The organism is Vulcanococcus sp. Clear-D1, assembly GCF_014654725.1.
Lineage (GTDB): Bacteria > Cyanobacteriota > Cyanobacteriia > PCC-6307 > Cyanobiaceae > Vulcanococcus.
On the sequence record NZ_JACVZV010000002.1, the window covers coordinates 12,030 to 30,477 of the forward strand.

Sequence of the window (18,448 nt, forward strand, 5' to 3'; positions counted from 1 at the left end):
TGTAACAGTCGCCCCGAAACGGGAGGCCAGGGCGTGAATCAGGCCCTGTTGGCAGTGAAACTGCCTGAAAAGGATGTGAGCGCGATGAGTCAGAGCGGTGAGGGAACCCGTCCTGAAGGGCTGAAGATCCTGGTGGCTGATGATGAGGCGAACATCCGCCGCATCCTCGAAACCCGCCTGACCATGCAGGGGCATGAGGTGCTGATGGCCTGCAACGGTGCCGAGGCCCTCGAGCTGTTCCGCGGCTCAGAGCCCGACTTGGTGGTGCTCGACGTGATGATGCCGGAACTGGACGGGTTCGCTGTGGTGGAGCGGATCCGGGCCCAATCGGAGGTGCCGATCATCCTGCTCACCGCCCTGGGCGATGTGGCCGATCGGATCACCGGTCTGCAGCTGGGCGCTGACGACTACATGGTGAAGCCTTTCAGCCCGAAGGAACTGGAGGCGCGCATCCGCTGTGTGATGCGGCGAGCCAGCTCGGGGCAGAGCGTCAGCGGCAGCGCTGGGGGATCGGCCGCCAACGTTGTGGTGGTGGGCGATCTGAGCGTGGACTTCAACCGTCGCCAAGCGTTCCGCGCCGACGAGCGCATCCGGCTCACCGGCATGGAATTCAACCTTCTGGAACTGCTGATCAGTCGCTCCGGCGAACCGATCAGCCGGCTCGACATGCTCGAAAAGGTTTGGGGCTACAAGCCTGAGCGCTCCTCCGACAGCCGGGTTGTGGACGTGCACATCTCACGCCTGCGCGCCAAGCTCGAGCACGATCCGGAAAATCCTGAACTGATCCTCACCGCCCGGGGCATGGGCTACATGTTCCAGCGAATTGCCCAGGCGGTGAAAGTGGCCTGAGGCCTAAGGCCTCAGAACCACTCCGCTACAGCATCCTCGCGGCGATTCACACGGGCTTCAGGTGTACGGCGCTCGAACTCCAGGCGGATCGAGCGCTCCTGTTCACCATCAGCGGCAATCGCGCGAATCGGATAGAGCTGCTCCCCGTCGCGGAAGGGAACGTGCACTCGGAAGGTGCCGTCTGAGGAGAGGGGAACCTGCTGATCACCGATGAACAGGCTGGCGCTGGGATCCGTGGCGCCGTAAACGATCAGCTCGGCATCAGCCACAAGCCAAAACGAGCGCTGACGCACCAGGCCACTGCCGGATTCGCTGCGGCCACTGGCCCACACACCTGCGCCGGAGTCGTTGAGCAGACCCTGCTGGCTGGCATCCAACTCATGCAGCACCTCGGAGCCGACGCGACGGCTGCGGGTGCCAGCTGCCGTGGCGATTTGATAGATCTGCTCGTGGGCCACACCACCACCGAAAGTCACCTCAGGGGAGGCTGCGGGCTGAAGGGGCTGATCAAGGCTGAAGGGCACGAAGGCATCCGCCACCCGCTGGCTGGGCTCAAGGGCTGGCACCTGGGCCACGGCCGAGAAAGCGAGGGAGTACCAGCCGCCGTTGCGCAGCCGGAAGCCAAGCTCCACGCGGTAGTCACGACCATCCACGGGCACCGGCAGAAACCATTCGCTGGCGTGGTTGTCCACCACCATTTCCTGAAGGGCGTGGGGATGGGATTGATCAGCACCGAGGCCAGTCACATCGGCAACCCGCAGACACAAACTGGTGGCACCAGCATCGCGAGCCTTCTGACGATCCAGATCGCTGATGGCCCAGAAGCAGTAAGCCCACTGGGGATCACGGGGCAGGAACACCACATGGGTGGTCACCGGGGCAGCAGGCTGACCCGCTGGAGAAGCTGCGGGAGCGCTGGCAGGCGCGGCGGGCTTCTTGGCCGAATCCGAGCAAGAGCCCGAACGAAGGGCTGACGGCACCAGCTTCTTCAACCAGCTCAGCGGTCGCTTCGCCTCGGTCATCGCGTTAAGTCCTTTACATGCGGTCATGTTCGCCGCCACAACCCGCCGGGGAGCGCTCGTGTCAGCACATCCCTACCGCCCGTAGCCTGAGCAGGTTCTGGGAGAACAGCGTCGAAATGAAGCTGAGACGGTCATGGATGGCCGGAATGATCGGCCTAGTTGCGGTGGCTCTTTTCAGCATCACCACCCTGGGAAAGCCCGACGCCACCAACACCCAGCTCAAGCCAGCCCCAACGGTGCCTGCCGCCCGCCAGATCGAGGTGGGCATGCACATCAGAAACATCTACAACCTCTCCCTCAAGGACAAAACCTTCTCTGCCGACGGCTGGTTTTGGTTGAAATGGCCGGAGAGCATCCAACAGTTGATCGAATCCGATCAGATTCCGATCACCGAGCTGGTGGAACTGGAGAATCAGGTGGAAAGCTACGACGCGCAGCTCGAGCCCGACAGCACCGAACCCGAACGCCTAGAGGGTGGGCGCTACCTGCAGACGTTCCGCTTCTCCAGCAAGTTCTACGACGAGCAACAGAACCTAAGGTCGTTTCCCTTCGAAACCCTGGAGTTGCCGATCAACCTTGAAGTGCGCCCGTCGCAATTCTCGATGGGCGCGCGAGGGGTGGTGTTGGTCCCGAAGCTGCACGCCAAGGAACTGCAGGGTCATTCCATCGCTCTGAACGGCTACAGCGTTGCAGGCGCGAGAAGTTCCAGCGCCATTCACTCCTACACCACCACCTTTGGGGAGGAAGGCGTAGCCAATTCCGGCGACTACAGCATGGCCACATTTGAGATCAGCTACCGCACCAACGGCTGGGCGGCGTTCTATCGCTACGTATTGCCCTGGGTGGCCGTGATGGTGATCCTGCTGCTAGCGCCAAACCTGGAAGGCAATCTCAACGACCTGCGCCTTGCGATCCCTTCCACCGCCCTGCTCACGCTGGTGTTTTTGCAGGAAGGTGCACATGCAGAGTTACCGGCATTCGATTACCTCACCTTTCTCGACAAGCTCTACCTCTTTGGCTATCTCGCAGCTACAGCTGAGTTCTGGTTGTTTGTGTGGGGCACCAATTTGATCAGCAGGGCTCCGGAGGATCAGCACCCACAAGTCATGGAACGCATCAACCAGGTTGACCTGATCTATCAAATCACCACTCTCGCTGGCTGTTTAACCCTCCTGCTGTTGGGTCGCGGCAGCGCTTGAGTTCAGCTGGGGATCATCTGCACAAGCAAGCCGTGATCAACAGTGATCACTCCTCCAGCAGCTGCCGATGGGCCTCTGCCAGTTCACGGCGAGCCGCATCGCCCACAGTGGGGTAAGCCAGGTTGAGCGATTCAAGCGTGTCGATCACGGCATCAGCCACCACCAGGCGAGTGAACCATTTGTGGTCAGCCGGCACCACATACCAGGGAGCGGCATCGGTGGCGGTGTGGCGGATCATCTGCTCGTAGGCCTCCATGTAGGCATCCCAATGGGCCCGCTCGCGAATATCAGCCGCTGAGAACTTCCAGTTTTTCTCAGGGTTGTCCAGCCGCTCGAGGAAGCGCCGCTTCTGCTCCTGCTTCGACACGTGCAGGAAAAACTTGCGTACGACCACGCCATTGCGGCCCAGATAGTCCTCGTAGTGGCGGATGTCACGGAAGCGGTGCTGCCAGATGTTGTGATCAACCAGTTGATCGGGAATCGTCTGCCGTGCCAACAGCTCCGGGTGAACGCGCACCACCAAGGTTTCCTCGTAGTAGCTGCGGTTGAAGATGCCGATCCGGCCCCGCTCCGGTAGGCACTGATTGGCACGCCAGAGGTAGTCGTGATCCAGGTCGATGGCGGAGGGCGCCTTAAAGGAGCTCACCTGGCAGCCCTGGGGGTTCACCCCGCTCATCACATGCTTGATCGTGCCATCCTTGCCAGCAGCGTCCATGGCCTGAAACACCAGCAGCAGGGCCCAACGATCTTGGGCGTAGAGCTTGTCCTGCAACGCGGCCATCCGCTCAACCCCATCCGCCAGCGCGACCTGGGCTGCCTGCTTATCGCTGACCCGGGCGTGATCGGTGCTGCCGGGATCGATCTGGTTGAGCTGAAAACCCTCGCCGCTGCCGACGCGGAAGTGATGGCTGAGGCGGTGCTGGAGATCGGTCATGACAACTTGAGGCGAACGGTGTGAATCACGCTGCGCTGAGGATCAAGCAGGCGGTAGAGCAACAGCTTCACCGCATCAAACACCACGAACCAAACCAGGGCATAGAGCCAGCTGAACGCAGTCCAGCCCCAGCCCACGGGTGCCATCAACCAGCCATAGCAACCCATCAGCGTTGACAACAACACTGAGGCGCCGGTGGCAACCAGCATCGTGGGCGCGGGAGCCACAGACCAGAACGGGCCGCGCACCCGGGTGCAATAGATCGTGAGCATCCCCCCCCACAGCCAACTGCAAATACATCAGGGTCTGGACCTGTTCAAGAGGCAACTGCAGACGCAGCGTGGCGTAGTCGTAGAGAAGGATCGTTTCCACCACTCCCACCATTCCAATCACCGTGGCCATCATCAGCAATCGGGGCATGTTCCATTGCAGAGGGGCGGGTGATTCCTGGGTATTGTCGTAGGCGATGGTAACCATTGAGCCATCATTGATCAGAGCCAGAATCACCAGCATCACCACACTCACTGGGTACTGGTTAAACCAAAGAATCGCAAGGGTCGTGAAGATCAGAATCCTCACCGTTTCCACCACCCGATACAAGCAATAGCTATCCATTCGCAGAAAGATCCGCCGACTCAAGCGAATGGCCTCCACGATCACCGAAAGGCCTGGGGTGAGCAGCACAATGTCGGCTGCCGCCCGTGCCGCGTCGGTGGCTCCCGACACCGCGATGCCGCAATCGGCCTCCTTGAGCGCCGGTGCATCATTCACTCCATCACCAGTCATCGCCACCACATAACCGCTCTTCTGAAGAGACTCAACAATGTGGAACTTGTCTTCCGGATAGACCTGACCAAAGCCATCAGCCGTCTCAATGCGGCGAGCCAACTGAGCCAATTGGCTCGCCGGGGTGGTCCTGAAAATCGAGGCATCCAGCACCTGATCACTCAGGCCCAGCTCTCGGCAGGTTTCACGAGCGATCAACACCTGATCCCCTGTAATCATCTTGAGCGGCACACCAAGAGCCCGTGTTGCCGCCACGGTGGAACGGGAATCCGGCCGGGGCGGATCCGAAAGCGACAGCACACCGAGCAACTGCCAGGGGCATCCACGAGCGCCTGGGCCACCGCCAAGGCGCGGAAACCCCGGCCGACCAGTGCCTCCACCTGAGCCTGGGCTTGATCGACGCCTGCATCACCAGCAACGAGTGCAAAAACGGCCTGCGGCGCTCCCTTGCTGACCCGCAGCGGTTGCCCCTGGGGATCCAGCACCCGGGCTTCCGTGCGCTTGGTGATTGGATCAAAAGGGGTAAAGGCTTGCGGCTGGTAGCCCTTCAGCAGCTCGGTGTGCTCAACCGCAGCGAGCACGGTCTGATCAATCGCATCGCCCTCCTCAGGAGCACTGGCCAGGGCGGCAGAACGCAGCAGCTGATCAGCGCTCACACCCGGCAACATGAAGGGTTCCGCCAAGCTGAGCTGATTGAGAGTGAGGGTTCCGGTTTTATCGGAGCAAAGCATTGTGACGCTGGCGAGCTCATCAATGGCAGCCAGCCGCGTCACCAAAGCCCCCTTGCGGGCCAGGGCCTGGGCACCAATAGCCATGGTGACGGCCAGAACCGTTGGCGTCGCCAACGGAATCGAAGCCACAGTGAGAACCAGGCAAAACTTTAGAACCTGGAGCGCATCATCACCAAGATGAATACGCACAACAAGAATAATACAAACAAGCAGGATATTGAGGAGAATCAAATAGTCGGAGAGCTTCACAACAGCCTGTTGCAGATGATCGCTGCTCTCAGCTTCACCCACCAACTTTGCAGTTTTTCCAAAGAAGGTGTTAGCCCCAGTCGCGGTAACAAGACCTTCGGCCAGGCCCTGCTTGAGCACCGAACCGGAATACAGCAGATCGCCCTGGCTGCGCTGCACCGCCATGGATTCGCCCGTGAGTGCCGCCTGATCCACTTGCAAAGGCTGGCTGCTGAGCACGGTGATGTCGGCGGGTATCACAGCGCCAATCGCCACACGGATGCGGTCACCCGGCACGAGTTCAGCCGCGGGAACAGCCTGCCAACTCCCATCGCGCATCACCTGAGCCTCCAAAGCCAACCTCGCCTTGAGAGCCGCCACCGCATCGCCGGCAGAGGTCTCCTCCACGTAGGCAATCGCTGTGTTGCCAACCAGCAGGGCGGCAATGATCCCGAAATCGACCCAATCGCCGACCAGGGCGCACAGCAGGATCGCTGCTTCGATCATCCAGGGCATTGGGCCCCAGAGATAGGAGAGCAACACCATCCAGCGGCTGCGCTTCCGCTCAGGCAAGGTGTTAGGCCCGAGCTCAGCCAGGCGGCGAGCTGCTTCCTCGTGCGTCAGACCAGCTGGATCGCCTTGCAGGTGCTCCAACAGCTGCACGTCTTGTTCGGCCATGAAGTCCGATGTGCTGATCTCAAGCTGGCCATGGGCGAACGCGATGTCAGCAACGGCGCCACAATCAGTGGTGTCCCCGTGGCGACCGGAGCCGATCGATGTTCACCCGCCCCACCCAACGCCCGTTGCATCGAGCTGCTGCCGCCCTGGTGGTGCTCAGCGCCGGACCAGTCGTAGCCGGTCAAAACCTCTGGACCCTCGAGAGTGGCGTTCAGGCCTGCCTCGAAACCAGCAGCGCACCAACCTGCCGCCAAGCAGAAGCGCGGGTGAGCGCCCTCAAAAGCAACCCTGCCTACGGGCGCAGCTCCCATCTCTGCAAGGAAGAGATCAGCGAGCTTGAGGCCGTGATCAAGCTGCTTCCCATGCGTGATGCCGTGCCCACCGAGGTGATGGCTTCGGTGGCCGATGTGCAGCAAGCCTGCCTGCCCTACGGCTACTAGGGGCGGGGTGCCAGCCGCACAACCGGATTTGGGTTCACTAGCGGAAAACAATCACGTCTAGTAGTCATCAGCTCTGTGCTGGTCACGCTGGATGGGTCTGCCGATGCTGCTTGCAGCCACCGCCCTTGAGGTGGGCCTGGCCTCGCCGGCCGCGGAGCTGCAACCCAAACCGCTGCTCACCCTGGAGCGCACCGCCCGCAGGTTGCCGCGCACCGGTGATCCCATCTGGGACCTGCGCCTGGAAATTCCAGGAGAGCCCGACCGCCACTTCGATGCGGTGAGTGGCCGGGCGGACCGGCAGAACGCCAATCGCGACCGCATGGGCAGCGAAGCTCCACTGCCCATGGGCCGCTATCGCATCGGGGCCGCCGAAGGCCTGGGCCGGCAGGACCACAGAGAGCTCGGCCCAATCTGGATCGGCATCGAACCGGAATTCAGCACCGGCCGGCGCGTACTGGGGATCCATCTGGATCCCAGCGCCGGCCGGAACTGGAACAGTGGAACGGCCGGCTGCATCGGCCTGATCCACTCCCAGGACATGTACGCCCTCGCCGAGCTGCTTCATCGCAGCGGAGCCAACACTCTGGTTGTGGCGCAGTAGCACCAACGTTGCTAGGGATGGAGTACCGCCGAGGTGACGGCGCGGCCACCAGCGCCCCACTGCTCCAAGCCGGCGGCAATGGGCACCTCACTGAGATGCACCATTCCTCACACCCCCCGCCCCGGCGAAAGCTGGGGCTTTTCGCGTCCGGGTGAGGCCAACACGGAGAATGCATGCCATCTGGCCCGATGGCATGACCGCCGACACCACCACCCTGCTTGACGCCCTGCGCTGGCGCTACGCCACCAAAGCGTTTGATGCCAGCCGGCAGATCGATACCAGCACCTGGAATGCCCTCGAAAACGCCCTGGTGCTGACCGCCTCCAGCTACGGCCTGCAACCGTGGAAGTTTCTGGTGATCAATGACGCCGCTATTCGCGCTGAGCTACGCCCCCATTCGTGGAATCAGAGCCAGATCACCGATTGCTCCCATCTGGTGGTGCTGCTGAAGAAGCGCACCATCACCGCCGCCGATGCCGATCGATTGATCCAAGCCACCGCCAGCACCCGCGGCATTGAGGCCAGCCTGCTGGATGGCTACCGCAAGATGATCCAGGTGGATCTGATCGATGGCCCCCGCAGCCAGATCATTGGGCAATGGGCCGGCAATCAGGTGTACATCGCCCTGGGCAACCTGCTCACCAGCGCCGCCCTGCTGGGTGTGGACACCTGCGCGATTGAGGGGTTCAGCCCGGCTGAGTACGACCGCATCCTTGGGCTGGAGAGCAGCGAGTACCAGAGCTGCGTGGTGTGCGCCTGCGGCTACCGCAGTGCCGACGACAAATACGCCAGCCTGGCGAAGGTGCGCTACGCCGCAAGCGATCTGATTGAACATCGCTGAACACCAACATCGCTGCTCAAAGCGCGAGATTGAAACCCCACCATCTCCACGTCGTGCCCATGGCGAGCCGAACTCAAGCCAAATCGAAAACCCCAGCGGCAAAGCCAGCGGTGAGCGAAGGCTTCAGGATCAAGCTGCAGATTGCAGCCACGGTTTTTCTGCCGATGCTGGCACTCGGCCTCTGGCTCAACAGCAAGGGGTTCTTCGGGTAATCAGTCGTGGCTACTTCAGAGCGGCCTGAATGGATTGAACTCCACGGGCCGCACACGCCTCATCAAGCCCGCCGCTGGGAGACCCGGACACACCCAGCGCTCCAATCACCACTGGGCCTGCCTTGATCACGAGGCCGCCTGCGCTGTAGCTCAGGCCACGGAGGGGGCTGGCAGGCAAGGGAAAGCTACCGATACCAGGGGCTTTGCCAGCCAGGCTTCTGTTCACAATTTCACCAGTGCTGTCCAGGCCATAGGCCCTGCCTAGGCTGTTGGCTGTGAAAGCTTTGTTGAAACTGTTGTCAAAGGTGTGTGGGCCAGCGTGTTCGTCGCGCAGTGCCGCCATCACATTGCCCTCAAGATTCACCACAGTAACGGCAACGGCATACCCATTGAGGCGGCACTGCTCAAGTGCCTTCAGAGCTGCCTGGGCAGCGCTGGTTGTGGGCAAAACAGGGATTCGCTCCAAGGCGTGAACCGGCCCACCAACCAAGACAAAGCTGCCAGACAACATCCCGACACCAAAAGCGCAGCGCAGACCAGCCATAAGGCTCCCCCCAATCGCCAAACGATAATTCAATCAACAACAAGCACCCTCCGAAACTTGGAGTTGTTGTGCGGCGAAACGATCAAATGGGATGGCACTACCGCACCCCTCGAACAAGCCGTAGTGGCGATCAAACCCACCAATGAACTCAAAGTGCGGGGAAAATCGCGTTTGCTGAAGCATCCGATAGGTGTTGCCGCACACCGGAAACACCTTGCCGGCTTCGATGCTGTGGTGCTTATCGAACATGAGGCGTGTGGGTGATTCCGCGATCGAGCCCCGGTAGACCACGGCCTGGCCATGGTCTTCGCAGGCGTCTTCCAGCTCGGGGATGTTGAACAGGCGATAGGTGGCTGAATAGAAGCGCGCTTCACCCACCAAGGCAGCGAGAGCCGGCTCGGTGATCTCAAGCGGCCGGTCGCTCACCAAGCGTGGATCGGCAAAGCCGGCGCCGCGGGCCATGCGCAGAAAGTCGTTCCAGTAGAGGGCGCCTCCGAGGCATTCGCCATAGAGCACTGGATGGCTCTGCACCGCCGCAGGCAGGCGCCGATCGGCGTACACATCCGAGAAATAAAACTCACCGCCTGGCTTCAGCAGGCGCTGAGCACCACGCAGCACCGCAGGCTTGTCGGTGGAGAGGTTGAGCACGCAGTTGCTCACAATCACATCGAAGCTGCCCGGCTCGAGATCCAGCTGCTCAAGGGCCTCGATGCGCCCCTCAAGAAAACGCACGTTGCTGAATCCGAACTCTTCAGCGTGGAAGGCCTGATGGCGCCTGGCCATCTCCAATTGCTCCGGCGTCATGTCGACGCCCACCACCTCGCCACTGGCACCCACCAATTGGGCCAGCAGATACACATCGCGGCCACTGCCACTGCCGAGATCGAGGATCCGGCAGCCCTCCAGCAGAGGCGGGCACACCAGGCCGCAGCCGTAGTAGCGGCTGCTCACCTCCGGATGCACCTTGGCCAGCAACGGCTTCAACCAGGCCGGCACCGCATCGGCATCGCAGCAAGCGCTCGTTTTGAGGTCGGCGCTGCTTTGCAACTCCTGGCCGTAATAGGCCTGCACCAACTCCTGCATGGATTCCCCGACTCGCACTGCGCTGGCCGAACCGTAGGCAAGCGCCCCCGTGCCAGAGGCTCCAGCCGCAACGGGGCCGGTTCAACCATCGAGGCCAATGGCTGGGCCAAACGAGCGGCCACCCGCGGCGGGCTGAAAGCGGCCAGGCCCAGCTGGATCGGGGCTCAACCAGGCGGGCACGCGCTCACCGGGCTCGAGTGGCGGCACCGGGGAGGGGCCAGCCCACCCCTGCGGACGCGCGGGGGGAAGGCCATAGCTCAGGCGGATCTGATCACCCGGCTTCAAGCGGGCGCTAGCGGGCTGGCGTTTCACCTCCAGCACCTGGGCCACCACTTGCAACTGTTGGCCAGCAGCCACGCTGCCCGTGCGGTGCACGCTGCGCACCAGCAGTTCAAGCGCATAGGGGGCCTGGCGCTGCTCCTGGGCGTAGACAGCCGGGGGCAGCTCCGCGCGCCCTACGGGGGGGAGGGTGAGGGTCAGACAGCCCACAGCCAACCAGGCCGCAGAGAAACGGTGTTTCATCGGATCACGCTCGCGGGGCCAGCACGCCGCTTCCTAGATTCCTGAGCCCGAGAACACAATTCTTCATGTTCGACGCCTTCACCAAGGTCGTTGCTCAGGCTGATGCCCGCGGCGAATTCCTGAACGCTGGTCAGATTGATGCCCTCGCCGCCATGGTGGCTGAGAGCAACAAGCGGATGGATGCTGTGAACCGCATCACCTCCAACGCTTCCAAGATCGTCACCGGCGCGGCTCGCGACCTCTTTGATCAGCAGCCCGCCCTGATCGCCCCCGGTGGTAACGCCTACACCCACCGCCGGATGGCTGCTTGCCTGCGCGACATGGAGATCATCCTCCGCTACGTGACCTACGCCGTGTTCACCGGTGACGCGTCCGTGCTGGAAGACCGCTGCCTGAACGGCCTGCGTGAGACCTACCTGGCTCTGGGCGTTCCTGGTGCTTCCGTGGCTGAGGGCGTGCGCAAGATGAAGGATGCCGCCATCGCGATCGCCAACGATCGCGATGGCATCACCCCCGGCGACTGCTCCGCTCTGATCAGCGAGATCGGCACCTACTTCGATCGCGCTGCTGCTGCTGTGGCCTGATCCCAGCCGCCGCTGATCCCTCAGGCCTGCCGGAGCACCGTTTGATCGGGGTCTTCCGGCAGGCCTTTCCAATGCAAGGCCATGCGCCGGGCGCAGAGCAGCAATGGGTACAAGCGGCGTGCCTGGGGAGGTGCGGCGAACAACTGCCACAGCAAAGCCAGCAGTGGATCGCTGGGTTGCAAGCGCGTGCAGAGCTCAGCAATCGCCTCAGCGCCATACCAAGCCTGATCCCCCTCCAGCAACACCGCGCCGCGGGCCAGATTGAACCCGCGAGCCTTGAGCTCCGTTCGCAGCGCGGCATCGGCGCGGCCATCGCGGATCTGGAGCCCGGGCACCCCACCCACTAGCTCACTCCGCAGGGCGAAATGACGGCAAAAGGGGCAGCCGCCGTCGTACACGAGCACCAGGGTCATTGCGCCATCCTGATCAGGCCCGCTCCCTTGCCGTGACCCAGCTCCTGGCACTGCTCCTGGCTTTGACGCTGCCGCTTTGGGATCTGATCGCAGCGCCGGCTGGCTTGGCCCTGGTGGATCCGGCTCCAGAGCACTTCCTCTGCGATGCCGATCCCCTGGTGGCGTCTGTGCATCTCGGCGCCGTGGATGCCGCCGAGATCCCCAACAACTCCAGCGGCACCGTGCCTGGGGCCTTCATCGTGCTGCAGTGGCGCGGCGTGAGCCTGCAGCTGCCGCGCACCAACAACGCCGGCACCCCCAGCTACAGCGATGGGCGTTGGTGGTGGCAGGCGCTGGATCCCGATCATCCGGAGTTCGCCCAGCGGCGTGGCGACTGGGAGAACTATGCCTGTGAACGCGCCACGACGGCCAACAACTGATCACCCCTTTGGAGAAAGTCAGTCAGGTCGCTGAGTCGATGCCGACGGATCTGACGTTGCAGGAGCCGTTGCAACGGCCTTGGCCTTGGGAGGGAACTGAATATTGAAGCCAGCGAACAGCTGGAACTCCGGCTGCCCCGTGCCACGGGCATCCACAGAGATCTGAGGTTCGAGATACACATTGACGATATTGCCGTTAGCAAGCCTGGTGACCTTGCCAAGACCCAGACCGATCGGAACCACACCATCACCCGTGCGAGTGTCGAACGTCATGATTCCGCTGGAGCGCAGGTAGTACCCCTTGCCGAGATTGCGAAACACAAAGGGTTGAATCGTGAGCGCGTTGGCATCACCGTCCACACTGGCCTGATAACTCACCAGAGCCGCCAGCAAGCCCCAGTTGAAGTGAGAGCTCACGGTTGCCTGGGCGCCCAGCTGCCATTGCCGTGAGCCCAAGGCTGCATCGGTGGCTGTGGGCAGCACAACCAATGGGCCCACACCAATCCCCGCGGTGGAACTCAGATCAAAGATCCGAACATTGAACAGGGTGAGATCACCAAGACCGGCGTTGCTGTTGCCGTTCCCCCAGGCAGCCGAGCCAACAGGCAATGAAAGACGCAGCAAGTTGCTGCCACCGAAGGCCTCATGTGGCATCACCGCCCTGAGAATTGGCTGATTAGCACCAGTTCCAGGCGCACCTCTGAGTACCGGCTGGTAGTAATTCTGAAGAACAACCGCGGGAATCACGGTCAGCGGGTTATTCGCCGTATTGGCATCGTTGCTCTGCTGTGAAGCAGCATCTGCCGCGCTGGGCGGCGATGAAGACGCTTCAGATGCAGGGGATTCCGTTTCCGCCCAGGCGGAGGGCAGCAAGCCCATGCCGGTGCAGAGCAGACCGGCGACTATCCCAAGCCGTTGAGCGACTGCCACAGCAAGCCAACTGAAGGTGCTGCAACGTAGCGCTACTCGCTTCAGGCTGGCGTCACAACGTTGACGGGAGCTCCAGCCAGAAAGGCCGCCACATTCACCGCAGACTGCTGAATCAGCCGCTGGCGAGCGGCCCGGGTGGCCCAGGCGATGTGGGGGGTGATCACACAGTTCGGGGCCTGGAGCAATGGATGATCCGGTGCGGGAGGTTCCACGCTCAGCACATCGAGGCCCGCACCAGCCAGACAGCCCGCCTGAAGGGCATCACATAGGTGGGATTCCTGCACCAGCGGACCACGCGCTGTGTTGATCAGATAGGCCGTGGGCTTCATTTGCGCTAGCCGTGCCGCATTCACCAGCCCTTCGGTTTGCGGAGTGAGCGGACAGTGCAACGTGACCACATCGCTCTCCTGGAAGAGGCGATCGAGGTCCACGAAGTCGCCACCCTCAGGGATCGGCCCCTCGGCCGTTCGCCGGTTCCCCAGGATGCGCATGCCAAACGCACGGCCCACCGCGGCCACCGCTGCTCCGATGGCGCCATAGCCCACGATGCCGAGCGTGAGGCCCGCCAATTCCACCAGGGTGCCGTCCCAGTAGCTGAAATCGGGCCCTGCGCTCCAGCGCCCGGCGTGCACGGTGTCGGAGTGATGGCCGGTGCGGTTGGTGAGCTCCAGCAGCAGGGCAAAGACGGCCTGCGCCACTCCTGGAGTGCTGTAGGCGGGAACATTGCACACGGCGATCCCCTGCGCTTTGGCCGCTGCCACGTCGACCACATTGACGCCTGTGGCCAACACGCTGATCAATTTGAGCTTCGGCAGAGCCGCCAATGTCTCCGCCGCCAGAGGCGTTTTGTTCGTGAGCACGATCTCGGCATCTGCGAGGCGAGTGATCACGTCGGCTGGGGCCGTGTGATCCCACACTGTGCACGGGGCCAGGGGAGACAACGGCTCCCAGCTCAGATCACCCGGATTGGTGGTGTAGCCATCAAGAACAACGATGCTCATGGCTGCGCATCACCAAGCCGGGGATTGCCCTGCTGATGGCCGATCACCAACAGCAGCAGACTGATGGCACCGAGCAAGGCCACCAGCAACCCCACCACGATCATGGTGCCCGCCAAGCCGCTGGCATATGACTGGCCAATCACCTCCAACGCCTTCGACGTGGTGGCGTTCCCATGCGCGAGGGCACCGCTACTCAAGAGGGCGCGCACCTTGTCCTCCAGGGCGGGGATCTCAGCTGGTGAAGCCCCCAGCTTGAGCAAGCGATCGCGCAGGCTGGCAAAGCCGAATCCATTCACCATGGCGCCGCTGGCTGCAAAGCCCAGGGCAAAGCCCAACTGACCGGTGGTGGTGCGAAAGGCCGTCACCGAACCGAAATAACGCGGCGGAGCTTCCTGAACAAACAACGCCGACTGGGGCACCGAGATGAACGCGAGCCCGGTGCCCACCAGCAGCAACGGCACCACCAACGCGGCATAGGCGCTGTCGGCCCGCAGACCAGCGAGCAGGAACAAGCCGAGAACCAAAGCGATCACCCCGCCAGCCATCAGCTGCGTGGTGCGGCGGCCTGGGCTCATCAACCGACCCGCCACCACACCGCCGATGGCAAAGCAGATCAAGAGCGGCAACTGGGCGAAGGCCACCTGGCTGGTGCTGTAGCGCTGCACCACCTGCCAGAAATTGCTGGTTTGCAACTGCACCACGGCCTGCGCAAAGTTCCAGGCGATGCCGCTCACGATGGCGGCGGCAAAACAGCCACGGGCATACAACGACACCGGAAAGATCGGTGCCTGGCGGCTGCGCTCAATCCACACATGCACGCCGAACAGCAGCACACCAGCGAGGGTGGGAATCAGGAATTCAGGAGACGTGAAGCCACTCACCGCATGGCTCACGCCGGTGAGAACCAGCACCATCGCCCCGGCGATGGTGATCAGGCCCGGCCAGTCGGCGCGCAGCTCACGGTTGGCGGGCATCTCCGGCAACAACACGGGAACAAGCGGAAGGCACAGCAGGGCGATCACTGGCACCAGGCCCAAGGCCAGACGCCAACTGCTGTCGGCCAGCACGCCGCCTAACAGGGAGCCACCAATAAACCCCGCAATGATCAGCAGGTTCCACACACCCAAAGCCTGACCCAGCTGCTCAGGCCGACTCACAAACCGCACGGACGCAAAGGTGAGGGCCAGCACCGCTCCCACACCAATCCCCACCAGAGCGCGCCCCAACAGGAACAGCTCGGCACTGGGAGCCGAGAGGGCAATGGCATCGCCCGCGATCGAGAGCAGCAAGCTCGCCATCAGCACCTCACGGCGACCCAAGCGATCACCCAGAAACCCCATCAACAACACCGTGGCCGCCTGGGCCAAGGTGGAGATGCTGGCGGCTAAAGCCATGGTGGAGCCATGCATCTGCAGGGCCTCGGCGGCTTTCACCAGGGCGGTGTTGGCCACGGTGGGATCGATCAGTTGCAGGCTGGCCAGCACCCCAAGGAAGGGCACCGCCAGCGGGTTGGGAGTGGATGCATTCATGCGGGGATGAGACGGGTCGACGGCAACAGGGAGGGCCAGTGGGGAGCCTGAGCACTGGCACGGCTGATCACCACCAGCTGTCCGCGGCGTTGAAGCGGCGCGCTCCAGGGGCGGCTAGGCGCCGCGGCCAGGCTCACCCGATCGCCGACGCGATCGAATGACACCGGACCATCCGGAGCTTCCGCGAGCCAGAGCTCACCTTTGGCACGCAGCACCTCTGGGCCCAGCTGGGCAGCCCAGGCGAGCACCTGGCTGCGTTCCAGCGGCTCGAGCTGGAGCCAGGAATCACTGCGCGCCAGTTGCCGTTCCCGGTGCAACGGCGGCGAGGTCCGCTGCCCGCTCGCGTCCAGCTGTTGGTGCAGCCACTGCTCACGGCGCTCGGCTTCAGGCGGAGTCAGCAGGTCGCGCTTGCTGAACTGCAGCAGATCAACGCCCTCGAATTGCTGCTGCACCAACTCGCCCACCCAGCGGTCATGCCAGAGGGCCTCGATCCGCTCTAGATCCACCACCAACAGCACCCGCACCAGAGCCAGCCCGTGCAACGACAACTGGCCGGCCAATCGCTCTGGCACAGCCATGCCACTGGCTTCGATCAGCACGTGGGCTGGAGGTTGGTCACGCTTGGCCAACTCCAGCAGCGCCGCCCCCAGACCATCGCGCAGGGTGCAGCACACGCAGCCACCGCCGAGCTCCACCACGCGTCCATCGCCCTGGCGTAGCCGCTCGGCATCCACGTTGATGCTGCCGAGGTCGTTCACGAGCAGGGCCCAGCCCTGACAGGCGCCGTCCCGGAGCCAACCATTGATCAAGGTGGTTTTACCTGAGCCCAGGTAGCCGCCCACCACGGTGGCCGGCACGCCACGCAGGCGCCCCAGGGGTGATTGGTTCACAGAGACATCATTCATGCGTTGTCTCCTTCCAGGGAGCCGTAGACGCACACCCCGTCCTTGAGCGTGGCCACCACAGCGATGTCGTTCAGGCGTTCGGGTGCTGTTTCGGTGGGATTGGCATCGAGGATGACGAGATCGGCGCGCTTGCCGGTGGCCAGACTGCCCTTGCTGCTTTCCTCGCGGATCTGCCAGGCGGCCTCGATCGTGAGGGCGCGGAGGGCCGCTTCGGCGCTGACCCGCTCCGATGCCCCCAGCACCACACCCGTGCGGGTACGGCGGGTCATCGCCGTTTCCAACATGCGCATCGGCTCGATCGGCGTCACTGAAAAGTCGTTGTGGTTCGAGCAATGCAGCCCCAAAGCCATGGCGCTGGCCATCGGGCTCATGCGCCCGGCGCGCTCGGGCCCCAGGTTGGCCAGGTGCACATCGCCGAAGAAAAAGGCATGCACCGTGAAGAAGCTTGGGTGCAAGCCCAGCTCCGCGTACTGCTCGAGCTGAGCGGGCGCCATGAACTGCGAGTGGATGATCACGGTGCGGTGGTCCTGCTCAGGGTTGAGTCCAGCCCGGCGGCAGGCCTCGATCATCAGGTCGATGGCGGCATCGCCATTGCAGTGCGAAAACAACTGGATGCCCTGAGCGCTCAGCTGCGCCACCGCCTCCATCAGTTGCTCAGGCGCACACACCGGCTGACCGCGCCAGTTGGCCTCCCCATTAGGACCAGGGGTGAGCAGCGGCTCGCCCCAGAAGGCCGTCTTGCCCTGAGGTGAGCCATCCACCAGCAGCTTGATGCCCTGCAGCTTGAGGCGATCGCGATAGCTGCCGAAGGCCTCACGCGCCGGCTGGGGGAGCTCGAGCGGTTGGCCCTGGAAGTCAGGGAACCGCTCGCGCAGCATCGATGGCACATCGAGCACCAGCGGCAGTAGCACCAGGTCGACGCAGAGGCGACCTTCCCGGGCGGCCCGTTGAAACAGCGTCAGATCGGCGGCCACCGTGGCACCGTCCTGCACGGTGGTGATGCCCTTGGAGGTGTACAGCCGCTGGGCCGCCTCAAACTCCGCCAGCCGCGCGTCCTCCGAGGGCTGCGGCATGTGCAAAAACAGCGGGATGAAGGCGGTCTCCATCACCAGACCCGCCGGCTCGGTGCTCCCGGGCCGGCGCACGATCACACCACCGGCCGGATCGGGGGTGCTGGCGTCATAACCCGCCAGGGCCAGGGCCGCGCTGTTGAGCACGGCGCCGTGGTTGGAGTTGTGGATCACCATCACCGGGTTGTCCGGAAACAGCCCGTCCAGATCAGCCTTGTCGAGCGGGCGGCCGTCGCTGAAGCCGTCAGGGTCGTAGCCGTAGGCGATCACCCATTCGCCCTTGGCCACGGGATGGCTCACCACGTGCTCGCGCAACACCTGTTGCAGGTCGGCAATGCTGGTGACGGGCCCAGCCGGCAGCCGTTGGATGTTGGCCCAACCCACCACCTGCAGGGCATTGGCAAAGTGGCCATGGGCATCGATGAAGCCCGGCAGCAGGGTGCGGCCAGCCAGATCGATCTGCTTGGTGTCGGGCCCGGCATGGGCCATCACCGCAGCGCGGGCACCCACCGCCAGGATGCGGCCGCCGGCAATGGCGATCGCCTCAGCGCGAGGGCAAACACCCTCCATCGTGAGAATCGATCCGCCTGAAAGGATCAGCTCAGCAGCGACAGCATCCATGGGAACAGGACGGGCTGCCCTTGGCTAGCGACGACCCGCCACGCTGTCATCCATCTGCGATCCCCCGTCATCGTCACGCCTTGGCGCACTGGAGCAAGTGAAGCCCCAGGCGCTGCGAAGCAGTCAACACTCAGGCGAACTGTTCGCCATGGCGACAGAACAGGTTGGCGAAAGCACAGAAATGTCAGCCAAAGACGTAAAGCGTCTTACCGAGAATGCGCTCTTCACAGAAGCTCCTATCTCGATCTCTGCCGATTGGCTGTGGTCTGCAGTCGCGCTCTCTAGAACGGCAGAAGTTCTGCTCGC

At 63.1% G+C, this 18,448-nt stretch carries 20 protein-coding genes; 7 read left to right on the plus strand and 13 right to left on the minus strand.

Annotated elements, in window-relative coordinates; genetic code table 11:
* Window positions 1-84 precede the first annotated feature (84 nt).
* The gene (gene rpaB, locus H9532_RS00165) at window positions 85-849 is read left to right on the plus strand and encodes a response regulator transcription factor RpaB (protein WP_296364567.1); all 765 of its coding nucleotides are present in this window, start codon (window positions 85-87) and stop codon (window positions 847-849) included.
* 11 nt (window positions 850-860) lie between these two features.
* Here the strand turns inward: rpaB and H9532_RS00170 are convergent, their stop codons facing one another.
* Window positions 861-1,871 carry a DUF4912 domain-containing protein gene (locus tag H9532_RS00170; RefSeq protein WP_296364569.1) on the minus strand — a complete coding sequence of 337 codons (1,011 nt, stop codon included), beginning with the start codon at window positions 1,869-1,871 and terminating at the stop codon, window positions 861-863.
* Between the two features lie 164 nt (window positions 1,872-2,035).
* Between H9532_RS00170 and H9532_RS00175 the strand changes: the two genes are divergently transcribed.
* A complete protein-coding gene (locus H9532_RS00175; RefSeq protein WP_296364571.1) occupies window positions 2,036-3,070 on the plus strand; it encodes a hypothetical protein in 1,035 nt (344 codons plus the stop codon).
* Window positions 3,071-3,116: 46 nt separating this feature from the next.
* On the opposite strand, the gene H9532_RS00180 is transcribed toward H9532_RS00175, so the two are convergent.
* From H9532_RS00180 to H9532_RS00190, 3 genes are all read right to left on the minus strand, one after another.
* Window positions 3,117-4,004: a polyphosphate kinase 2 family protein gene (locus H9532_RS00180; RefSeq protein WP_296364573.1), complete on the minus strand. Its 888-nt coding sequence runs from the start codon at window positions 4,002-4,004 to the stop codon at window positions 3,117-3,119.
* 75 nt (window positions 4,005-4,079) lie between these two features.
* Entirely contained in the window at window positions 4,080-5,090 is a 1,011-nt protein-coding gene (locus tag H9532_RS00185) for an HAD-IC family P-type ATPase (RefSeq protein WP_366664499.1), read from the minus strand.
* Window positions 5,006-6,427 (minus strand): HAD-IC family P-type ATPase, encoded by a 1,422-nt coding sequence (locus H9532_RS00190; protein ID WP_296364578.1) that lies wholly within the window; start codon window positions 6,425-6,427, stop codon window positions 5,006-5,008. Before H9532_RS00190 ends, H9532_RS00185 begins: the two co-directional genes overlap by 85 nt.
* Before the next feature lie 98 nt (window positions 6,428-6,525).
* Between H9532_RS00190 and H9532_RS00195 the strand changes: the two genes are divergently transcribed.
* The 3 genes from H9532_RS00195 (at window position 6,526) to H9532_RS00205 (ending at window position 8,309) form a co-directional block, all read left to right on the plus strand.
* Window positions 6,526-6,867, plus strand: a complete 342-nt coding sequence (locus H9532_RS00195) for a hypothetical protein (RefSeq protein ID WP_296364580.1) — start codon at window positions 6,526-6,528, stop codon at window positions 6,865-6,867.
* Window positions 6,868-6,970: 103 nt separating this feature from the next.
* Window positions 6,971-7,468: a L,D-transpeptidase gene (locus tag H9532_RS00200; RefSeq protein WP_296364582.1), complete on the plus strand. Its 498-nt coding sequence runs from the start codon at window positions 6,971-6,973 to the stop codon at window positions 7,466-7,468.
* Window positions 7,469-7,637: 169 nt separating this feature from the next.
* Window positions 7,638-8,309 carry an NAD(P)H-dependent oxidoreductase gene (locus H9532_RS00205; RefSeq protein WP_296364583.1) on the plus strand — a complete coding sequence of 224 codons (672 nt, stop codon included), beginning with the start codon at window positions 7,638-7,640 and terminating at the stop codon, window positions 8,307-8,309.
* 222 nt (window positions 8,310-8,531) lie between these two features.
* Here the strand turns inward: H9532_RS00205 and H9532_RS00210 are convergent, their stop codons facing one another.
* The 3 genes from H9532_RS00210 to H9532_RS00220 all read right to left on the minus strand — a co-directional run bounded on the left by H9532_RS00210 (window position 8,532) and on the right by H9532_RS00220 (window position 10,670).
* Window positions 8,532-8,969: a heme-binding protein gene (locus H9532_RS00210; protein WP_296364584.1), complete on the minus strand. Its 438-nt coding sequence runs from the start codon at window positions 8,967-8,969 to the stop codon at window positions 8,532-8,534.
* Between the two features lie 129 nt (window positions 8,970-9,098).
* On the minus strand, window positions 9,099-10,148 hold the full coding sequence (locus tag H9532_RS00215; protein WP_296364585.1) for a methyltransferase domain-containing protein: 1,050 nt from the start codon (window positions 10,146-10,148) through the stop codon (window positions 9,099-9,101).
* A gap of 81 nt (window positions 10,149-10,229) precedes the next feature.
* Window positions 10,230-10,670 carry a hypothetical protein gene (locus H9532_RS00220; protein ID WP_296364586.1) on the minus strand — a complete coding sequence of 147 codons (441 nt, stop codon included), beginning with the start codon at window positions 10,668-10,670 and terminating at the stop codon, window positions 10,230-10,232.
* 65 nt (window positions 10,671-10,735) lie between these two features.
* On the opposite strand from H9532_RS00220, the gene H9532_RS00225 reads away from it, so the two are divergent.
* Complete coding sequence (locus tag H9532_RS00225; RefSeq protein ID WP_296364588.1) at window positions 10,736-11,254, plus strand: phycocyanin subunit beta; 519 nt, start codon at window positions 10,736-10,738, stop codon at window positions 11,252-11,254.
* A 20-nt stretch (window positions 11,255-11,274) separates the two neighbouring features.
* Here the strand turns inward: H9532_RS00225 and H9532_RS00230 are convergent, their stop codons facing one another.
* Window positions 11,275-11,667, minus strand: coding sequence for a DCC1-like thiol-disulfide oxidoreductase family protein (locus H9532_RS00230; RefSeq protein WP_296364590.1), 393 nt, complete (start codon window positions 11,665-11,667; stop codon window positions 11,275-11,277).
* A gap of 32 nt (window positions 11,668-11,699) precedes the next feature.
* On the opposite strand from H9532_RS00230, the gene H9532_RS00235 reads away from it, so the two are divergent.
* The gene (locus H9532_RS00235; RefSeq protein ID WP_296364592.1) at window positions 11,700-12,086 is read left to right on the plus strand and encodes a hypothetical protein; all 387 of its coding nucleotides are present in this window, start codon (window positions 11,700-11,702) and stop codon (window positions 12,084-12,086) included.
* A gap of 18 nt (window positions 12,087-12,104) precedes the next feature.
* Here H9532_RS00235 and H9532_RS00240 read toward each other — a convergent pair whose 3' ends face one another.
* The 5 genes from H9532_RS00240 to H9532_RS00260 all read right to left on the minus strand — a co-directional run bounded on the left by H9532_RS00240 (window position 12,105) and on the right by H9532_RS00260 (window position 18,142).
* Complete coding sequence (locus H9532_RS00240) at window positions 12,105-12,965, minus strand: hypothetical protein (RefSeq protein ID WP_296364594.1); 861 nt, start codon at window positions 12,963-12,965, stop codon at window positions 12,105-12,107.
* 92 nt (window positions 12,966-13,057) lie between these two features.
* Window positions 13,058-14,017, minus strand: coding sequence for a D-2-hydroxyacid dehydrogenase (locus H9532_RS00245; protein WP_296364596.1), 960 nt, complete (start codon window positions 14,015-14,017; stop codon window positions 13,058-13,060).
* Window positions 14,014-15,546 (minus strand): MFS transporter, encoded by a 1,533-nt coding sequence (locus H9532_RS00250; protein ID WP_296364598.1) that lies wholly within the window; start codon window positions 15,544-15,546, stop codon window positions 14,014-14,016. The genes H9532_RS00245 and H9532_RS00250 overlap by 4 nt, the downstream gene beginning before the upstream one ends.
* The gene (locus tag H9532_RS00255; RefSeq protein WP_296364601.1) at window positions 15,543-16,451 is read right to left on the minus strand and encodes a GTP-binding protein; all 909 of its coding nucleotides are present in this window, start codon (window positions 16,449-16,451) and stop codon (window positions 15,543-15,545) included. The genes H9532_RS00250 and H9532_RS00255 overlap by 4 nt, the downstream gene beginning before the upstream one ends.
* Complete coding sequence (locus tag H9532_RS00260; protein ID WP_296364603.1) at window positions 16,448-18,142, minus strand: amidohydrolase; 1,695 nt, start codon at window positions 18,140-18,142, stop codon at window positions 16,448-16,450. The genes H9532_RS00255 and H9532_RS00260 overlap by 4 nt, the downstream gene beginning before the upstream one ends.
* Window positions 18,143-18,448 lie beyond the last annotated feature (306 nt).